This window comes from Arsenicibacter sp. R0_47 (genome assembly GCF_057652235.1).
The window spans coordinates 1-14,711 of the sequence record NZ_JBYFCJ010000037.1; the positions used below are offsets into that span (position 1 = coordinate 1).

Here is a 14,711-nt window from a genome sequence, read left to right on the forward strand (position 1 = left end):
GTCATCGTTTTGTAGTTTCGTCACCACAAAAATAGGACATACTGGTTCTTGCCTTTTTTTATGAGAAAGCCCTGGTTGTGCTTTATGGTATATACCTGCTTCTGGCATTACTACTGATGTTTTTATATAACCACGAAGTCTGGGGCGATGAGCTTTACCTGTCGGGGTTTGACGGTACGGCCGAAGCCGCCGCAAAAAAGATGGAATCAATACGGCGCATCGATAACTTCAGGTATGCGTTGCTGCCGGTTCAGATTGCCCTGAAAGTATTTGCCATTTATATCCTGATTTATCTGGGCGAATTGTTTCTGTCTGTTAAAGTAGACAACGTTCATGTTCTTAAAAGTATCATCATTGCTGAGTTCGCTTTTTTGCTGGAAAAGGCGGTAAGTGTAGTATGGTTTATTTTCTTCAACAATGCAGCGACAAGGAAAGAAATAAACTTTTTTTCGCCACTAGGTATTATTCCTTTTATTGATGATCAGGTGTTTATAAAGCAGTTCTCGTACCCGTTGAAGATACTAAGCCTATTTGAAGTATTGTTCGTTTTTTTATTAACCTATTGTCTTTCCTTAGCGGGAAAATACCGTTTCGGGGCAATGCTTAAATTAGTGTTATTAAGTTATGGAGTGGCTGTTTTTATATATCTGTTATTGCTGTTTCTTATAGCAGCCTGAGCCATATGCTAAGAAAACTAATTACCTTAGTGGTGCTCGCTATTTTTGCCTGTTTGCTGTTTGCCCTGTATAAAAAGAAAAGGCTTAACGATCAGGTAAGTAATTTTGTGCATATTGAAACGTTACGCCCAACCTATGTGAAAGGCCTCTTTGAAGAACCGTCAAAAGGTGCAAATGTTCTGGTAATTTTGTTCAGACCGGATTGCGAGTATTGCACAGATGAAGTAAACCAAATTGTCCGGAAATACAGCGCTTTTGAAAAGCACCGGCTATATTTCTTTACTGAGGTTTCGCGGCAAGAAACCGTAAGGTTTATTCAGGAACGAGGTTTGGCACCACTGCCAAATGTCGCTGTCGGTATTCTATCGCATGATGCTTTTTACAAAGCCTTCGGACCTACGAGTGTTCCTCATCTTTTTATTTATGGCCCTGATGGACAGCTACGCCATGAGTTTCGGGGCGAAACAAAGATTGAGACGATCCTGGAAGCGCTCTGAGTATTGGCTTTGTGATGGCTGTAAAGACACCGAACTGATCTTTTCATGAAACATATCCACCGTACCTTTGTCCGCCAACTCGATCAAACCGATTGTGGCGTTGCCTGTCTATTGTCTGTTATCCGTTTTTATGGCGGCGATGTCAGCCGCGAACGCTTACGTGAACAAAGCGGCACAAGCATTGAAGGAACCACGCTGATGGGCTTGCTCCAAAGTGCTTCGGCATTGGGGTTTGAGACAGAAGCATGGGAGTGCGAAGGACTTCATAACCTGGCCGAACTGACAGAACCCGTTATCCTGCATGTGGTTATCGATCAGCGGCTACAGCATTATGCCGTATTTTACCCGACTGCGTCAAAAACGCTGGAAAATCTGTTTGTAATCGGCGACCCTGCCCGTGGTGTTGTTACGATGACAGCCGATGAGCTAGCCACTATCTGGCAGTCGAAGGCATTAATGACCCTAACCCCGACAGACCGTTTTGTCCGTACAGCCGAAGCCCGTAAAACGCAATGGCAGTGGTTTAAGTCGATTATACACGACGATGTATCATTGCTGACAGCAGCGGCAGGTCTTGGCGTGGTAGTGGCTGTACTTGGTTTATCAATGGCATTGTTTTCGCAGCGCCTCATTGATGAGATTCTTCCTAAGCAGGATACCCGAAAGCTACTGATTGGATTATTCGCCCTGACGTTACTACTGGCGTTCAGGGCAGGCATCAGCTACCTCCGGAATCTGTTACTGCTCCGTCAAAGCAAGGCGTTCAATAGCCGCATTACCGGCAGCTTTTTCAATGATCTTCTGCGGTTACCCAAAGCATTTTTCGATAACCGGAAAACCGGTGATCTCATTGCGCGCCTGAATGATACCCGTCGGATTCAGTCAGTAATCAGCTATCTGACAGGGAATGTTGTAATTGATACCTTAGTCATCCTTATAACAGCTGCGTTTTTGTTCAGTTATTCGTGGCCTGTCGGGATCGTTGCTCTGGGGAGTATGCCATTATTTGCCTGGTTGGTATGGCATTTCAACAAGCCGATCATTACCGGGCAACGGGATGTCATGGCGGCATATGCCCGGACGGAAAGTCATTTTATTGATGCGATCAGTGGTGTGGGGGTTATCAAAGCAAACCGGAAAGAATCGTTTTTCGGGCGAATGACCTTGGCAGTGTACGAGTCATTTCAGGGAAAAGTGTATGATCTTGGCGCATTAGGTAACCGATATGCCTTATGGAGCGAGCTTGGCAGCGTAGGCCTGCTGGTAATGCTCGTTGCTGTAACGGGTTGGCTGGTACTGACCAAACAGCTGAGATTGGGTGAAATGATGGCCGTAATCAGTATGGCGAATACATTGATTAGCTCCGTGGCTAAATTATCGACGACCAACATTCAGTTGCAGGAAGCCCGTGTTGCATTTGCCCGTATGCGTGAGTTCACAGAAATAGATAAAGAAAACACGTCGGCAGTACAGGATACGAGTCTGCCCGGAGCGTTAGCTGCATTAAGGGTTGAAGGCGTTTCATTTCGGTTCCCAGGGAGAAAATCATTACTAAAGGATGTGTCATTTACGGCTCGGCGGGGCGAAATTGTGGGTATTATCGGCGAAACCGGTTCAGGGAAAAGCATGTTGCTACAGCTGCTAATGCGATTTTATACATCTGAAAAAGGTACTATTATGGTTGATTTTCAGCGAGATGGCATTGGTTTTGCTGGGGGTGGGGTAAAATGGCAGTTGCAGACATCAAACTGGACGAATGGCGGCGCCGGATTGCGTCGGTTCCGCAAGCTATAAAGATTTTTAATGGTACAATACTGGAAAATATCGCTCTCGGAAGTGTACAGGCCGAAGCAGAAGCCGTATTAGCAATGTGTAAACAGTACGGTTTCGACAGCTGGTTTCACAAGTTGCCGCAGGGATATTTGACGGTTGTAGGAGAGGAAGGCGTAAACTTGTCGGGCGGGCAGCAACAATTGGTGGGCCTTGCCAGGGCGCTTTATCAAAAGCCGGAATTGCTGTTATTAGATGAACCTACCTCTGCCCTTGACCGCCAAACCGAACAGTTTGTATTGACGTTGCTAAACCGGCTCAGAAATGAAATGGCAGTGGTAATGGTTACACATCGCAGTCAATCGGTGCGTATTGCCGACAGGGTGTATGCGCTGGAAGACGGTATATTGCTGGAAACCTCAATGGCTGGAAAAGAAAGCGTATGATTTGGGCAAAGTAATTTTGTTTTATCATCAGTACCTTACGTCAATAAATCAAGCCTTGCCGCTCAAAAACGACAAGGCTTGATTTATTGAATAGTCTATAACATTTAATCGCTCCGGCGGCTGGCACCCATCAGAATGCTAACGTAGTATAGCAAGGTGGCCAAAGAACCTACAGCGGCAACCACGTAGGTCATGGCGGCCCACCATAGAGCATCTTTCGCGTAGCCATATTCACGCTGGGTAACCACACCGCGGTTTTGTACCCAGGCCAATGCCCGGCGGCTGGCATCAAACTCAACCGGCAGGGTGACAAAGCTGAACAGGGTCGTTACCGCAAACAAGGCCACGCCAATCGCCAGCGGAATAGTAGTGGTGTTAATCAGCAGGATACCACCGAGAATAACCCACTGCATCCATTGCGATGAAATGGTCAGGAACGGTACCATGGCCGAACGGAATTGTAACGGGCCGTAGGCTGTTGCATGCTGCACGGCGTGACCGCACTCGTGGGCCGCTACCGCTGCTGCCGCTACCGAACGGCCGTAATACACATCGGCACTCAGGTTTACCGTTTTGTCCTGCGGGTTATAGTGGTCGGTCAGCATACCTTCTACCGAAAGCACGCGGACGTCATAGATACCGTTTTCCTGGAGCATCTTCTGGGCAATCTCGGCCCCGCTCAGGCCGTTGGCCAGCCCGATCTGTGAATACTCGTTAAATTTACTCTTTAACCGCCAGCTGACGATCCAGCTAACGATCATGACAATTATGCCAATTAAATAAGCACCAGCCATATTTTTATCTTCTTTTTAAGGTTGCAGTTAATGATTGACATGTTGGTTACTGCGTACAAATAAAACAATTGTTCGCCAGAAAACGTCCCAAACCGGCGTCCGTTTACATACCTTAACAACCGCTCAACCCTAAAAACTGTTCTTAATCCGGTCAATCAGGGCGGTTGTTGAGTAGCCCTTCACCAGGGAAATGGTCTGAACACTACCACCGTTGGCAATGACAAAGTCGGCCCCCACAATGGTATCGACGGTATAGTCATCGCCTTTCACCAGAATATCGGGGCGAACGGTTTCAATGAGTTCTTTGGGGGTCGGTTCGTCAAAAAGCGTGACCACGTCGACAAACGAAAGTGCGGCCATCAGCCGGGCGCGGGCATATTCGTTTACTACCGGCCGCAGCGGGCCTTTGATACGGCTGACAGACGCATCCGTGTTGAGGCCAAGCACCAGTTTATCGCCCAGCTGGCGGGCTTTTTCGAGGTAGTCAATGTGGCCGAGGTGAACAATGTCAAAGCAGCCATTTGTAAAGACTACGTTAAGGCCGTCGCGGTGCCATTGTGCTACCTGCTCAACAGCTTGCGGGCGGGTGAGAATTTTTGTTTCCGTCATCGGAGAAAAGGTTAAATGCCGGTATTCACTGACGAGTTTTCCAGAACAGGGGCGGTTTTGCGGGGAGCTTTCAGCATCACCACAACAAAGCTGATGCCGCCGAGAAGCAGAACCGAAATGGTCTGTACGGCCCAGACAAACGTGGCTAACAAACCGCCGTCTTTACTGTCGAGACCATAAAGTACCAACACACTGCCAACCAGAATCTGAAACGAGCCGGTACCGCCGGGGGTAGGGGTGGCCATCCCGATAGAGCCTACTACCAGAAAGGTTAACCCCGCGAGTAAGCCCAAATGACTGGTTTGCGGAATCGCAAAGAACAGGATGTATGACATCAGGTAGTATGTTGTCCAGATCAGTATCGTATGGAACACAAACAATCCCGGATTTTTCAGCTTCCGCACGCTGGTCAGTCCCTCGAGCAGGCCAATCGCAAATTTTTCAATTTTCTGGTAGAATGGTTTCTGCTGTAGTACGTCCTTGTATTTCTGAAATAATACCCAGGCAACAATTGCCAGACCCAGCAGGCCGCCGGCCAGATATAGCAGCACAGGCGAACTACCGGCAGGTTTGCTGCTGCCTCCACCTAATTTAGCTGAAAAAAAATCGATAAAAAACGTACTGAGCCGCTCAAACTCGAGCAGGAAAGTAGCGCCCAGCAGTAAAAGCAGCATCAACACGTCGATAATGCGTTCGGCCACAACGGTACCAAAACTCACATTGACCGGCACATGCTCCAGCCGGTTGAGCGTACCGCAGCGCGTTACCTCACCCAGACGCGGGACAAGGGTATTGGCAAAGTAACCCGTCAGAACGGCCAGAAATGCGTTGCTGCCGGTTGGTTTGTAGCCGACCGGTTCCATCAGCATACGCCAGCGGAGCGCACGGCTATAGTGCGCCACAATGGTAAGCGCGCCCGACAGCAGGACAACACGGTAATCGGCCTGCTGAAACCGTTCGACAATTTCGTCGACACGGATACCGCTGTACGTGAAAAATAACCAGAGCAGACCAACTGCCAGGCCGAGTGATATCAGAAGCTTGAGGATGCTTTTCAGATCAAATGTCATAACAAAAGGGGCGTCAGCCCGTCGGATAAACAAAGAGGGTAAGCAGTGAACGATGTTAATACAAGAAAAAGCCAAACCCCGTCGCAAAGTAACAGGGTTTGGCCAAATCTGTCGCGTTAATATTTCTGAGCGGAACGAATCCGGGCTACCCCTTTACCAGCCGGTTATTTTCATCGGGGAAAACTACGGTTGGCTTGTGCGAGCGGGCTTCTTCCGGGGTCATCATGCCATAAGCGATAATAATCACGATATCACCGACCTGAGCCCGCCGGGCGGCTGCGCCGTTGAGGCAGATAATTCCCGAACCCCGTTCCCCTTTGATAACATAGGTAATCAGTCGTTCGCCGTTGTTGTTGTTGACGATGTGAACCTGTTCATTTTCCAGGAGTCCGGCGGCGTCCATTAAATCCTCGTCGATAGTAATACTTCCGACGTAATTCAATTCTGCCTGTGTAACCTTAACCCGGTGCAGTTTTGATTTCAGTACGTTAAGAAACATGATTTGTTGTAGTTGGCGCGCAAAGGTAATGTAAAATCAGGCGCTCACCTGCATGCCGTCAGAACAGTAAACCACGTCCTGCGGGTTCCATTGTCTTAAAACACTAAATTATCAATTAACCGGACATTGCCCAGATTGGCGGCGATACAGATCGCCGTCTGACCGGGCGCCTGCACTTCGGGGACCGGTTGCAGCGTATCCGCATTGGCTACCTCTACATACTCCAGGGTGAAGCCGGGACGCTGGCTGAAAAAGCCCGTAACCGATGCTTTGGCTAAGCTCGGGCTCTGGCCTTCGGCCATCAGCTCATGGGCCATGGTAAGGGCTTCGAAGAGAGCCGGTGCAGCAGCACGGTCTTCCGGTGAAAGCAGCCGGTTACGCGATGACATCGCCAGCCCGTCGGCCTCGCGGACCGTATCGCACCGGATCAGTTCGACCGGGAAGCTCAGGTCACGGATCAGACACCGGATGACGGCTACCTGCTGGAGATCTTTCTGGCCGAAATAGGCTTTATCGGGCTGAATCAGATTGAACAGTTTGGCCACCACAATGCCGACGCCGTTGAAATGCCCTGGCCGGAAAGCACCTTCCATAACGGTTTCCAGATCGCCGAAATTTATCCTCAGCCTTGCCTGCTCGCTGTACATTTCCTGTGCAGACGGCGCAAAAACAAGGTCACAGCCGGCGGCTTCCAGCATCTGCTGATCAGCTTCCAGCGTACGCGGGTACCGTGCCAGATCGTCGGGATTATTAAACTGAATAGGGTTCACAAAAACACTGCAAACCACAAGATCGCATTCGTGGCGGGCACGGGTTACCAGGGCAATATGGCCTTCGTGCAAGGCACCCATCGTCGGGACAAGGCCAATCCGCTGGCCGGCTGCCTGAGCCGTGCGTATGTGTTGCCGGAGGTCGTATACCGTATGAACTGTGAGCATGTTGTCAAGTGTAAGTTCGGGGTCAAAGGTCGGGACAACATCCTCGTTTTACAAACACTACCGGATAAATCACGCCGCGCAGGCAATCTTTTTGCGCATTTCTTATTGAAATACGAGAAAAAATTGTATAATTTTGCAGGTTTTTTAGGTCAAGCGTTTGGACTTTTTCCCTCCCATTGTCTATGAGCAAACTTCGTATTTTGTACGTTGCCAGTGAAATTTATCCTTTTTTGAAGACATCAGAAGTCGCCGACTTTGTGCGTAAGTTACCCCAGGCCATGCAGGAGCGAGGAATGGAAATCCGGATTCTGGTGCCACGTTTCGGGCTTATCAACGAACGCAAGAACCGGTTACACGAAGTCGTACGCTTGTCGGGTATTAATATTTCGGTTGGTGACGAGGAAAAACCACTGATTATCAAGGTGGCATCTATCCCAAGCGCCAAGTTACAAGTTTATTTCATTGACAACGAAGACTATTTCCAGCGGAAGTACGTTTTCTTTGACAAAGAAGATCGTTTCTATGCAGATAACGATGAACGGGCTATTTTCTTCTGTAAAGGTGCATTAGAAACTGTAAAAAAATTAGGCTGGTCACCGGATATTGTTCATTGCAATGACTGGATGACGGCGCTGATTCCGTTATATCTGAAGACGACGTATAAGAACGATCCGATGTTTAAGGACACCAAGTCGGTGTTCACCATTTATAACAACAGCTTTGAGCACCGGTTCAATCAGGATGAGCTTATTGAAAAAGCCAAAATGATGGACATCGATGACGAGATGCTGGCTCATCTGAAATCAGCCGATTTCGAAGGATTTGTCCGTCTGGGTGCAACCTATGCGGATGCCGTTGTTAAGGCAGAAGATGAAGTAAGTGAAAGTTTGAATGCTATCCTCAATGACATTCCCAAAAATAAACTCGGTCGTACAGAAGATGACAAAGATGTTGCCAGCCGTTACTACAACCTCTACACGCAGCTTGCTGGCTAAGGCCACGCTGTTTGCAGGAAGTATCGTGGCGCTGGCTGCCTGCCAGGAACCGAAAGAAATTGGTTTAGACCCAACCACACCAGTGGGTGTTTTTTATACCGATACCTTAACGATTAACCGCTCAACGATTCTTTTCGATTCAGTTCGTACCAATAAGGCCGCCGCTTTGCTGGTTGGCCGTTATACGGATCCGGTATTTGGTCCGGTAACTGCCAGTGCCTACACACAACTGTCGCTGGGCAGCCAGTTTATCGTCCAGGATTCCCTTAAAGTGGATATTCCTGCAAGTCAGATTGTCCACGATTCTACCTTCCTGTTTTTGCAGTATACCTACGCGCCGGTCTACGGCGGTGATACCCTGCAAACGCATGAAGTAGCTGTTCACCGCCTGACAGAAGACCTGTCGCGTACCAAAAATTATAACTATAATTCCTCTATTGGCTATAGTGCACAGCCATTGGGAAAGTTAGCGTTTAAGCCTACACCGGGCAAGAGTGCGTACGTTAAAATTCCGATTGATGCGGCGTTTGGGAAAGAGATCGTAGCGGTAGCCAATAAAGACGCCGGTAAAGCAGACAGTATTTTCCAGCAGTCAGTAAAGGGAATTGCCTTGATTCCGGGTACCGCTAACCCGTCCGTACTGAACTTTGGCGCTATGGGTAGTTCTTCTGCCTATACAACTGTATTACAGGTATACTACCACATCCAGGGGAAAACGACTGCACTGAGCCAGACTCTGATGGTAAGTGGGGCACAGGGCCGTTTTAACCGGATTGTACCAAACCGCGCCGGTACACTGCTTTCGGGTCTTAAAGCAGGACAGGCTACTTCGTCAACTGCTACCAAAGGGCAGACGTTTGTACAGCCGGGTACCGGTGTAACGACAAAAATTCAGATTCCGGGCCTGGATGATCTGAAAAAGCGTCGTGTAGCCATTAACCGTGCCGATCTGGTGATTACGCCGGTAGCAGCACCTAGTGCACAGCTGGATCTGCCGCCATATCTGGTATTGGCAGAAGCCGGCGCCCAAAACCAGCTGCTGCGTTATCCGTCAACGGATCTTATACAGTTTGCGCCGATTGGTACTGCGGTTTTTAACCGCTCAATTTCCTCATGGTATTATCCGCAGGTAAGCAGTTATAATACGCGTAATAAGTCCTATACCTTTGACATGACGGCCTATTTCCAGACAATTATGTCGGGCCTGACGCCGAATAATGGTTTGTTGATGATGACACCAAGCACGGGTAATCTGGTGGATGTGAGCACCGGCTCGGCGGCTAATCAGGCGCCTTACTATCTGAACGACCGTCTGTGGCGGATGGTGCTGGATGGGAATGCAAGTGTTAAAGTCGTTGTGTTTTATACAAACACGCTGTAGGCTATACTGGTAGTAAAATATAAGCCCGGTACACCAGCTAAGGTGCACCGGGCTTATATTTTTAGGTCAAAATAGTACATCTTTTAGGCCATTTCACCGGATTGCTGTTACTTTACAGCGTCTACTTAACAAGAAAATCATGTGTGGAATTGTTGCCTATGTCGGGCCGCGCGAAGCGTGCCCGCTGGTGTTAAAAGGATTAAAGCGACTGGAATATCGGGGGTACGACAGTGCCGGGGTAGCCTTGCTGAACGGGGATGGCCTGAAGATATACAAGAAAAAAGGAAAAGTTGCTGATCTTGAACACGAACTGACCGGAAAAGACCTGCACGCTACAATCGGGATGGGACACACGCGTTGGGCAACGCACGGCGAACCGAACGATGTTAATGCACACCCGCACTACTCCTTTCACCGCGGTCTGGCCATTATTCACAACGGCATTATCGAAAACTACGCGGCTATCAAAAAAAGCCTGATCAAAAAAGGCCGTGAATTTCGCTCGGAGACCGATTCGGAGGTACTGATTCAATTCATCGAAGACATTCAGGAAAATGCCGGTTGCTCCCTGGAAGAAGCAGTTCGGTTGGCATTGCAGGAAGTCGTAGGCGCCTATGCTATTGTCGTCATGTCAGAAGATGATCCGACACAGTTGATTGCTGCCCGCAAGGGTAGTCCGCTGGTGATTGGCGTGGGCGAAAATGAGTTCTTTTTTGCTTCGGATGCCACACCGATTATCGAATATACGAAGGAGGTTGTGTATCTGAACGATTATGAAATCGCAATTGTACGCAACGGAGAACTCAAACTCCTGACGCTGGACAATACGCAGACCGTGCCGTATGTGCAGACAGTCGAGCTGGAGCTGGCAGCCATCGAAAAAGGTGGTTTCGACCACTTTATGTTAAAGGAAATCTTTGAACAGCCGCGCTCTATTGCCGATAGTATGCGGGGGCGTGTGCAGGCGGCCGAAGGCTACCTGCAGTTGGGCGGCCTGCGCGACTACATGGATCAGCTGGCGAATTCGCAGCGGATTGTGATCATTGGCTGTGGTACATCCTGGCATGCCGGTCTGGTGGCTGAATACATTTTTGAAGAGCTCGCCCGCATCCCGGTAGAGGTAGAATACGCCTCAGAGTTCCGGTACCGGAACCCGATTATTAAGGAACGGGATGTGGTTATTGCCATTTCGCAGTCGGGCGAAACGGCTGATACACTGGCTGCCATTGAACTGGCAAAGGCCAAGGGTGCCACAATTTTCGGCGTTTGTAATGTGGTTGGCTCGTCAATTGCGCGGGCAACCCATGCAGGAGCATATACACACGCCGGCCCGGAAATCGGAGTAGCCAGCACGAAAGCGTTTACCGCCCAGGTCACTGTGCTGACGCTGATGGCCCTGGCGGCTGCCGAACGGAAGGGAACGATCTCAAACAGTCTTTTGCGGCAATTACTGGCCGAAATGGACAGTATTCCGGCAAAGGTGGAGAAGGTGCTGGAAAGTGCGGCTAAAATCCGCGAAATCGCCCAGATCTTTACATACGCCCGGAACTTTATTTATCTGGGCAGGGGCATGAACTTTCCGGTGGCACTGGAAGGCGCCCTTAAACTAAAGGAAATCTCGTATATCCACGCGGAAGGGTATCCGGCGGCTGAAATGAAGCACGGTCCGATTGCCTTGATTGATGAGGACATGCCGGTGGTGGTTATTGCGACCAAAGACAGTTCATACGAGAAGGTTGTGTCGAACATTCAGGAGGTGAAGGCGCGTAAGGGCCGGGTTATTGCCATCACGACTGAAGGAGATAAACACCTGCCGGATATGGTCGATTTTGTCATCGAAATTCCGAAAGTGCATGAGGTACTGTTGCCGCTGGTGTCGGTTATTCCGTTGCAGATACTGGCCTATGACATTGCCGTTATGCGGGGCCGGAACGTTGATCAGCCAAGGAACCTGGCCAAATCGGTTACGGTAGAATAAAACAAAAAGGGGATTGACGGGTGCCAATCCCTTTTTTGTTTCAGCATTATTTTATAGCCACTACGTGGTTGCGTTTGGGTGTCAGCAACTCACGGGGAACATGGGCAATGATTTCGCGTTGCAGGGCATCAATCAGTTTCCGCTTCAGAAACCGGCGATGCACAACCAGGCTGACCTCCCGAACCGGTTGCGGGTCAAGAAAGGGGCGCAGTCGTTTTTTACGGGCAGGATCAAGATCTAACGTTGCCAGATAAGGCAGTAGCGTAAAGCCGTCCTGTTTGTCAATGAGTTTGATAAGCGTTTCGAGCGAACCCGTTTCGTAATGGAGCGAATGCGTATGCGCATTCGACATACGTTCTGTACTACAGAGATTAATGACCTGATCCCGGAAGCAGTGTCCTTCGGTCAGCAACCAGAGCCCTTCATTATTCAGATCATTGTCGCGCAGCACTTCTTTTTCGGCAAGCGGGTGATTATCTGAGGTATAGACAACAAACGGTTCATGAAAAAGCGGTTGTTCGTAAAGCCCTGATTCGTGTAAAGGCGTTACGACAAGGCCCACATCCAGCAGTCCGTTCCGCAGCTTTTCCAGAATCTGCTCGGTAGTAAGCTCCTGAATCTGAACCGTTACGGCTGGTCTTTTTTCGATAAAACTACCAATAAAGTAAGGGAGAAGGTAGGGGGCCAGCGTAGGAATAATTCCTAGCTTAAGCTCTCCGCTCAGATCATTATTCGCATCCCGTACGATTTCAGGTATACGGCGCGCAGCCTGTATCACTTCACGGGCCTGGGTAAGAATCAGCTGACCGGTTTCGGTCGGAACAACGGGCTGTTTGGAACGGTCAAAAATCAGAATACCAAGCTCATCTTCAAGTTTTTGGATTTGCATGCTTAAGGTAGGCTGGGTTACGTGACACGTTTCCGCAGCAGCAGAAAAATGGCGGTACGTGTCAACGGCAATAATGTACTCGAGCTGTGTAAGAGTCATACGAATGGCCCGGCAACGAGGTGCTCCTGCGGACAAGTTTTTGAAAAAGGGTGCGAAAAAAGAAAAAAATTCTTTACCTGCTTTGCTTAATGTTACAAAATAACCGATAAACGCAAAACAAAGTGCCACATTTGTTAATTTTAAAAGAAAAACTTCGTTCCATGAAGCCTGTTACGTGTATTCCTGTACTACTTTGCCTTTATTTTTGTAGTGTACTGACTGGTTTCAGTCAGTCAGATAAATCAAATCCGCCCGCTGAAGGTTTCGATCTGGCTGGTTCTGATGCTAAAGCCATTGAACTGGCAGACGGGGCCATGAAAGCCATGGGAGGGCGTAAAGCGTGGGATAATACGCATTTTCTTGCATGGAATTTTTTTGGTAACCGCCGTCTCATCTGGGATAAATGGCGTGGAAACGTCCGGATCGATAACCTGAAAAATGACCAGACTGTCATCCTGAATATTTTCACCGATAAAGGCCGTGTTTTTAAAAACGGAGCAGAACTCACTGATGCTGACTCGGTAGCGAAATATGTTAAACAGGGGAAAGCAGCCTGGATCAATGACTCGTACTGGCTGGTGATGCCCTTCAAACTCAAAGATTCCGGTGTGACGCTGAAGTATCTGGGTGAGGAAAATACGCAGGAGAATAAACCGGCCGACGTGATCCAGATGACCTTCAAAAGCGTTGGCAATACCCCCGACAATAAATACAAGGTCTGGATTGATAAAAACACGCATCTGGTTTGTCAATGGGCCTATTATCCCAAATTCACCGACGAAAAACCTGGTTTTATCCGTCCGTGGGGTGATTACCAGCGTCATGGCCAGATACTGCTGGGCGGCGACCGCGGTGATCGTGACATTACCGATATTATGGTATTTACCGGATTGCCGGGTGAGGTGTTTACGGATTTTCCGAGAACCGATCTTACGCGTTATCCGCAGGCAAAATAGTGAACTAATCGGCGCCTGGATACCTTACTTACATACGTATGGAAGCTACTGTTTTACAAAAACCTGCTGCAACTAAACAATTAGGAAAAACCGGCGTATTGCTGGTAAATTTAGGAACTCCCGATAGCCCGTCGGTGCCGGATGTACGCAAATACCTGCGTGAATTCCTGATGGACGGGCGGGTAATCGACATTCCGCTGATTCCCAGAACACTGCTCGTGAATGGTATTATTGCACCGTTCCGTGCCCCCAAATCAGCCAAAACCTATCAGGAAGTCTGGACCGAAAACGGTTCTCCGTTGAAATACTACGGTGAAGTGGCTGAGCGTGAACTGCAGCGCATGCTGGGCGATGATTTTGTGGTGAAACTGGCCATGCGCTATCAGAGCCCCGGTATTCAGACCGGTCTGGAAGCGTTTCAGAAGCAGGGCCTTACCAAAATAATTGTTATTCCGTTTTTCCCGCAATATGCTTCTGCCACGACCGGATCGATTCACGATAAGGTAATGGAAATTGTGCGGGGATGGCAGATTATTCCCGAACTTTCCTTTGTCAGCAGTTTTCTGGACCATCCGAAATTTGTCGAGGGGTTTGTCCGGAATGCACAGAAATTCATTCAGCAAACCGACTACGATCACTTTGTATTCAGCTACCACGGCCTGCCCGAGCGGCAAATCCGGAAAGGTGACGTGACGAAGGGCCAGGTCTGTAAGCTAGGCAGTTGCTGTGACTCGCTCAATGCCATGAATCAATACTGCTACCGGGCACAGTGTTTTGAAACAACACGCCGGCTGGTTAAGGAACTCGGCATTCCGGTGGGTAAGTACACTACCTGTTTTCAGTCGCGCTTAGGTAAAGACCCCTGGATTCAGCCGTATACCGAAGATCTGGTAAAGGAACTACCGAAAAAAGGCATGAAGCGGGTGCTGGCGTTTTCCCCGGCGTTCGTTGCCGACTGTCTGGAAACAACGATTGAGGTCGGAGAAGAATACAAAGAGCTATTCGAAGAACATGGCGGCGAACAGTGGGATCTGGTTGAAAGCCTGAACGATAGCCCGCTCTGGATCGAGCTGCTTGCCGATTTGGTTAAATCGCGGGTATGACGTTTATTTC

At 49.0% G+C, this 14,711-nt stretch carries 15 protein-coding genes; 9 read left to right on the top strand and 6 right to left on the bottom strand.

Going from position 1 to position 14,711, the window contains the following annotated elements:
• Positions 1 to 116: 116 nt before the first annotated feature.
• The 4 genes from AC23NW_RS32115 to AC23NW_RS32130 are packed head-to-tail and all read left to right on the top strand — an operon-like array spanning position 117 to position 3,390.
• On the top strand, positions 117 to 677 hold the full coding sequence (locus tag AC23NW_RS32115; protein ID WP_487454702.1) for a hypothetical protein: 561 nt from the start codon (positions 117 to 119) through the stop codon (positions 675 to 677).
• A 5-nt stretch (positions 678 to 682) separates the two neighbouring features.
• Positions 683 to 1,174, top strand: coding sequence for a peroxiredoxin family protein (locus AC23NW_RS32120; RefSeq protein WP_487454704.1), 492 nt, complete (start codon positions 683 to 685; stop codon positions 1,172 to 1,174).
• Between the two features lie 45 nt (positions 1,175 to 1,219).
• On the top strand, positions 1,220 to 2,968 hold the full coding sequence (locus tag AC23NW_RS32125) for a peptidase domain-containing ABC transporter (RefSeq protein ID WP_487454706.1): 1,749 nt from the start codon (positions 1,220 to 1,222) through the stop codon (positions 2,966 to 2,968).
• Positions 2,902 to 3,390 carry an ATP-binding cassette domain-containing protein gene (locus tag AC23NW_RS32130; RefSeq protein ID WP_487454707.1) on the top strand — a complete coding sequence of 163 codons (489 nt, stop codon included), beginning with the start codon at positions 2,902 to 2,904 and terminating at the stop codon, positions 3,388 to 3,390. The genes AC23NW_RS32125 and AC23NW_RS32130 overlap by 67 nt, the downstream gene beginning before the upstream one ends.
• A gap of 104 nt (positions 3,391 to 3,494) precedes the next feature.
• On the opposite strand, the gene AC23NW_RS32135 is transcribed toward AC23NW_RS32130, so the two are convergent.
• From AC23NW_RS32135 to panC, 5 genes are all read right to left on the bottom strand, one after another.
• Positions 3,495 to 4,184 (bottom strand): zinc metallopeptidase, encoded by a 690-nt coding sequence (locus tag AC23NW_RS32135; RefSeq protein ID WP_487454709.1) that lies wholly within the window; start codon positions 4,182 to 4,184, stop codon positions 3,495 to 3,497.
• Positions 4,185 to 4,313: 129 nt separating this feature from the next.
• Positions 4,314 to 4,793, bottom strand: coding sequence for a D-glycero-beta-D-manno-heptose 1-phosphate adenylyltransferase (rfaE2, locus tag AC23NW_RS32140; RefSeq protein ID WP_487454710.1), 480 nt, complete (start codon positions 4,791 to 4,793; stop codon positions 4,314 to 4,316).
• Positions 4,794 to 4,804: 11 nt separating this feature from the next.
• The gene (locus AC23NW_RS32145) at positions 4,805 to 5,863 is read right to left on the bottom strand and encodes a lysylphosphatidylglycerol synthase transmembrane domain-containing protein (protein ID WP_487454712.1); all 1,059 of its coding nucleotides are present in this window, start codon (positions 5,861 to 5,863) and stop codon (positions 4,805 to 4,807) included.
• A 145-nt stretch (positions 5,864 to 6,008) separates the two neighbouring features.
• Positions 6,009 to 6,362 carry an aspartate 1-decarboxylase gene (gene panD, locus AC23NW_RS32150; protein WP_293833663.1) on the bottom strand — a complete coding sequence of 118 codons (354 nt, stop codon included), beginning with the start codon at positions 6,360 to 6,362 and terminating at the stop codon, positions 6,009 to 6,011.
• Between the two features lie 95 nt (positions 6,363 to 6,457).
• Positions 6,458 to 7,300, bottom strand: a complete 843-nt coding sequence (gene panC, locus AC23NW_RS32155) for a pantoate--beta-alanine ligase (protein ID WP_487454714.1) — start codon at positions 7,298 to 7,300, stop codon at positions 6,458 to 6,460.
• 182 nt (positions 7,301 to 7,482) lie between these two features.
• Here panC and AC23NW_RS32160 point away from each other — a divergent pair, with 182 nt between their 5' ends.
• The 3 genes from AC23NW_RS32160 to glmS all read left to right on the top strand — a co-directional run bounded on the left by AC23NW_RS32160 (position 7,483) and on the right by glmS (position 11,654).
• Positions 7,483 to 8,295, top strand: a complete 813-nt coding sequence (locus AC23NW_RS32160; protein WP_293833667.1) for a glycogen/starch synthase — start codon at positions 7,483 to 7,485, stop codon at positions 8,293 to 8,295.
• Complete coding sequence (locus tag AC23NW_RS32165) at positions 8,240 to 9,676, top strand: DUF4270 family protein (RefSeq protein WP_487454716.1); 1,437 nt, start codon at positions 8,240 to 8,242, stop codon at positions 9,674 to 9,676. The genes AC23NW_RS32160 and AC23NW_RS32165 overlap by 56 nt, the downstream gene beginning before the upstream one ends.
• Positions 9,677 to 9,815: 139 nt before the next feature.
• A complete protein-coding gene (gene glmS / locus AC23NW_RS32170) occupies positions 9,816 to 11,654 on the top strand; it encodes a glutamine--fructose-6-phosphate transaminase (isomerizing) (RefSeq protein ID WP_487454717.1) in 1,839 nt (612 codons plus the stop codon).
• A 46-nt stretch (positions 11,655 to 11,700) separates the two neighbouring features.
• On the opposite strand, the gene AC23NW_RS32175 is transcribed toward glmS, so the two are convergent.
• Positions 11,701 to 12,642, bottom strand: coding sequence for a LysR substrate-binding domain-containing protein (locus AC23NW_RS32175; RefSeq protein WP_487454718.1), 942 nt, complete (start codon positions 12,640 to 12,642; stop codon positions 11,701 to 11,703).
• A 161-nt stretch (positions 12,643 to 12,803) separates the two neighbouring features.
• On the opposite strand from AC23NW_RS32175, the gene AC23NW_RS32180 reads away from it, so the two are divergent.
• Together AC23NW_RS32180 and hemH are read left to right on the top strand one after the other, a co-directional pair.
• Positions 12,804 to 13,598: a hypothetical protein gene (locus AC23NW_RS32180; protein ID WP_487454720.1), complete on the top strand. Its 795-nt coding sequence runs from the start codon at positions 12,804 to 12,806 to the stop codon at positions 13,596 to 13,598.
• A gap of 38 nt (positions 13,599 to 13,636) precedes the next feature.
• Positions 13,637 to 14,701 carry a ferrochelatase gene (gene hemH, locus AC23NW_RS32185; protein ID WP_487454722.1) on the top strand — a complete coding sequence of 355 codons (1,065 nt, stop codon included), beginning with the start codon at positions 13,637 to 13,639 and terminating at the stop codon, positions 14,699 to 14,701.
• Positions 14,702 to 14,711 lie beyond the last annotated feature (10 nt).

Excerpts from the sequence above, each read along its gene's own strand:
- AC23NW_RS32115 (WP_487454702.1), top strand. The coding sequence starts at position 117 with ATGTTTTTATATAACCACGAAGTCTGGGGCGATGAGCTTTACCTGTCG.
- AC23NW_RS32120 (WP_487454704.1), top strand. The coding sequence starts at position 683 with ATGCTAAGAAAACTAATTACCTTAGTGGTGCTCGCTATTTTTGCCTGT.
- AC23NW_RS32125 (WP_487454706.1), top strand. The coding sequence starts at position 1,220 with ATGAAACATATCCACCGTACCTTTGTCCGCCAACTCGATCAAACCGAT.
- AC23NW_RS32130 (WP_487454707.1), top strand. The coding sequence starts at position 2,902 with ATGGCAGTTGCAGACATCAAACTGGACGAATGGCGGCGCCGGATTGCG.
- AC23NW_RS32135 (WP_487454709.1), bottom strand. The coding sequence starts at position 4,184 with ATGGCTGGTGCTTATTTAATTGGCATAATTGTCATGATCGTTAGCTGG.
- rfaE2 (WP_487454710.1), bottom strand. The coding sequence starts at position 4,793 with ATGACGGAAACAAAAATTCTCACCCGCCCGCAAGCTGTTGAGCAGGTA.
- AC23NW_RS32145 (WP_487454712.1), bottom strand. The coding sequence starts at position 5,863 with ATGACATTTGATCTGAAAAGCATCCTCAAGCTTCTGATATCACTCGGC.
- panD (WP_293833663.1), bottom strand. The coding sequence starts at position 6,362 with ATGTTTCTTAACGTACTGAAATCAAAACTGCACCGGGTTAAGGTTACA.
- panC (WP_487454714.1), bottom strand. The coding sequence starts at position 7,300 with ATGCTCACAGTTCATACGGTATACGACCTCCGGCAACACATACGCACG.
- AC23NW_RS32160 (WP_293833667.1), top strand. The coding sequence starts at position 7,483 with ATGAGCAAACTTCGTATTTTGTACGTTGCCAGTGAAATTTATCCTTTT.
- AC23NW_RS32165 (WP_487454716.1), top strand. The coding sequence starts at position 8,240 with ATGACAAAGATGTTGCCAGCCGTTACTACAACCTCTACACGCAGCTTG.
- glmS (WP_487454717.1), top strand. The coding sequence starts at position 9,816 with ATGTGTGGAATTGTTGCCTATGTCGGGCCGCGCGAAGCGTGCCCGCTG.
- AC23NW_RS32175 (WP_487454718.1), bottom strand. The coding sequence starts at position 12,642 with ATGACTCTTACACAGCTCGAGTACATTATTGCCGTTGACACGTACCGC.
- AC23NW_RS32180 (WP_487454720.1), top strand. The coding sequence starts at position 12,804 with ATGAAGCCTGTTACGTGTATTCCTGTACTACTTTGCCTTTATTTTTGT.
- hemH (WP_487454722.1), top strand. The coding sequence starts at position 13,637 with ATGGAAGCTACTGTTTTACAAAAACCTGCTGCAACTAAACAATTAGGA.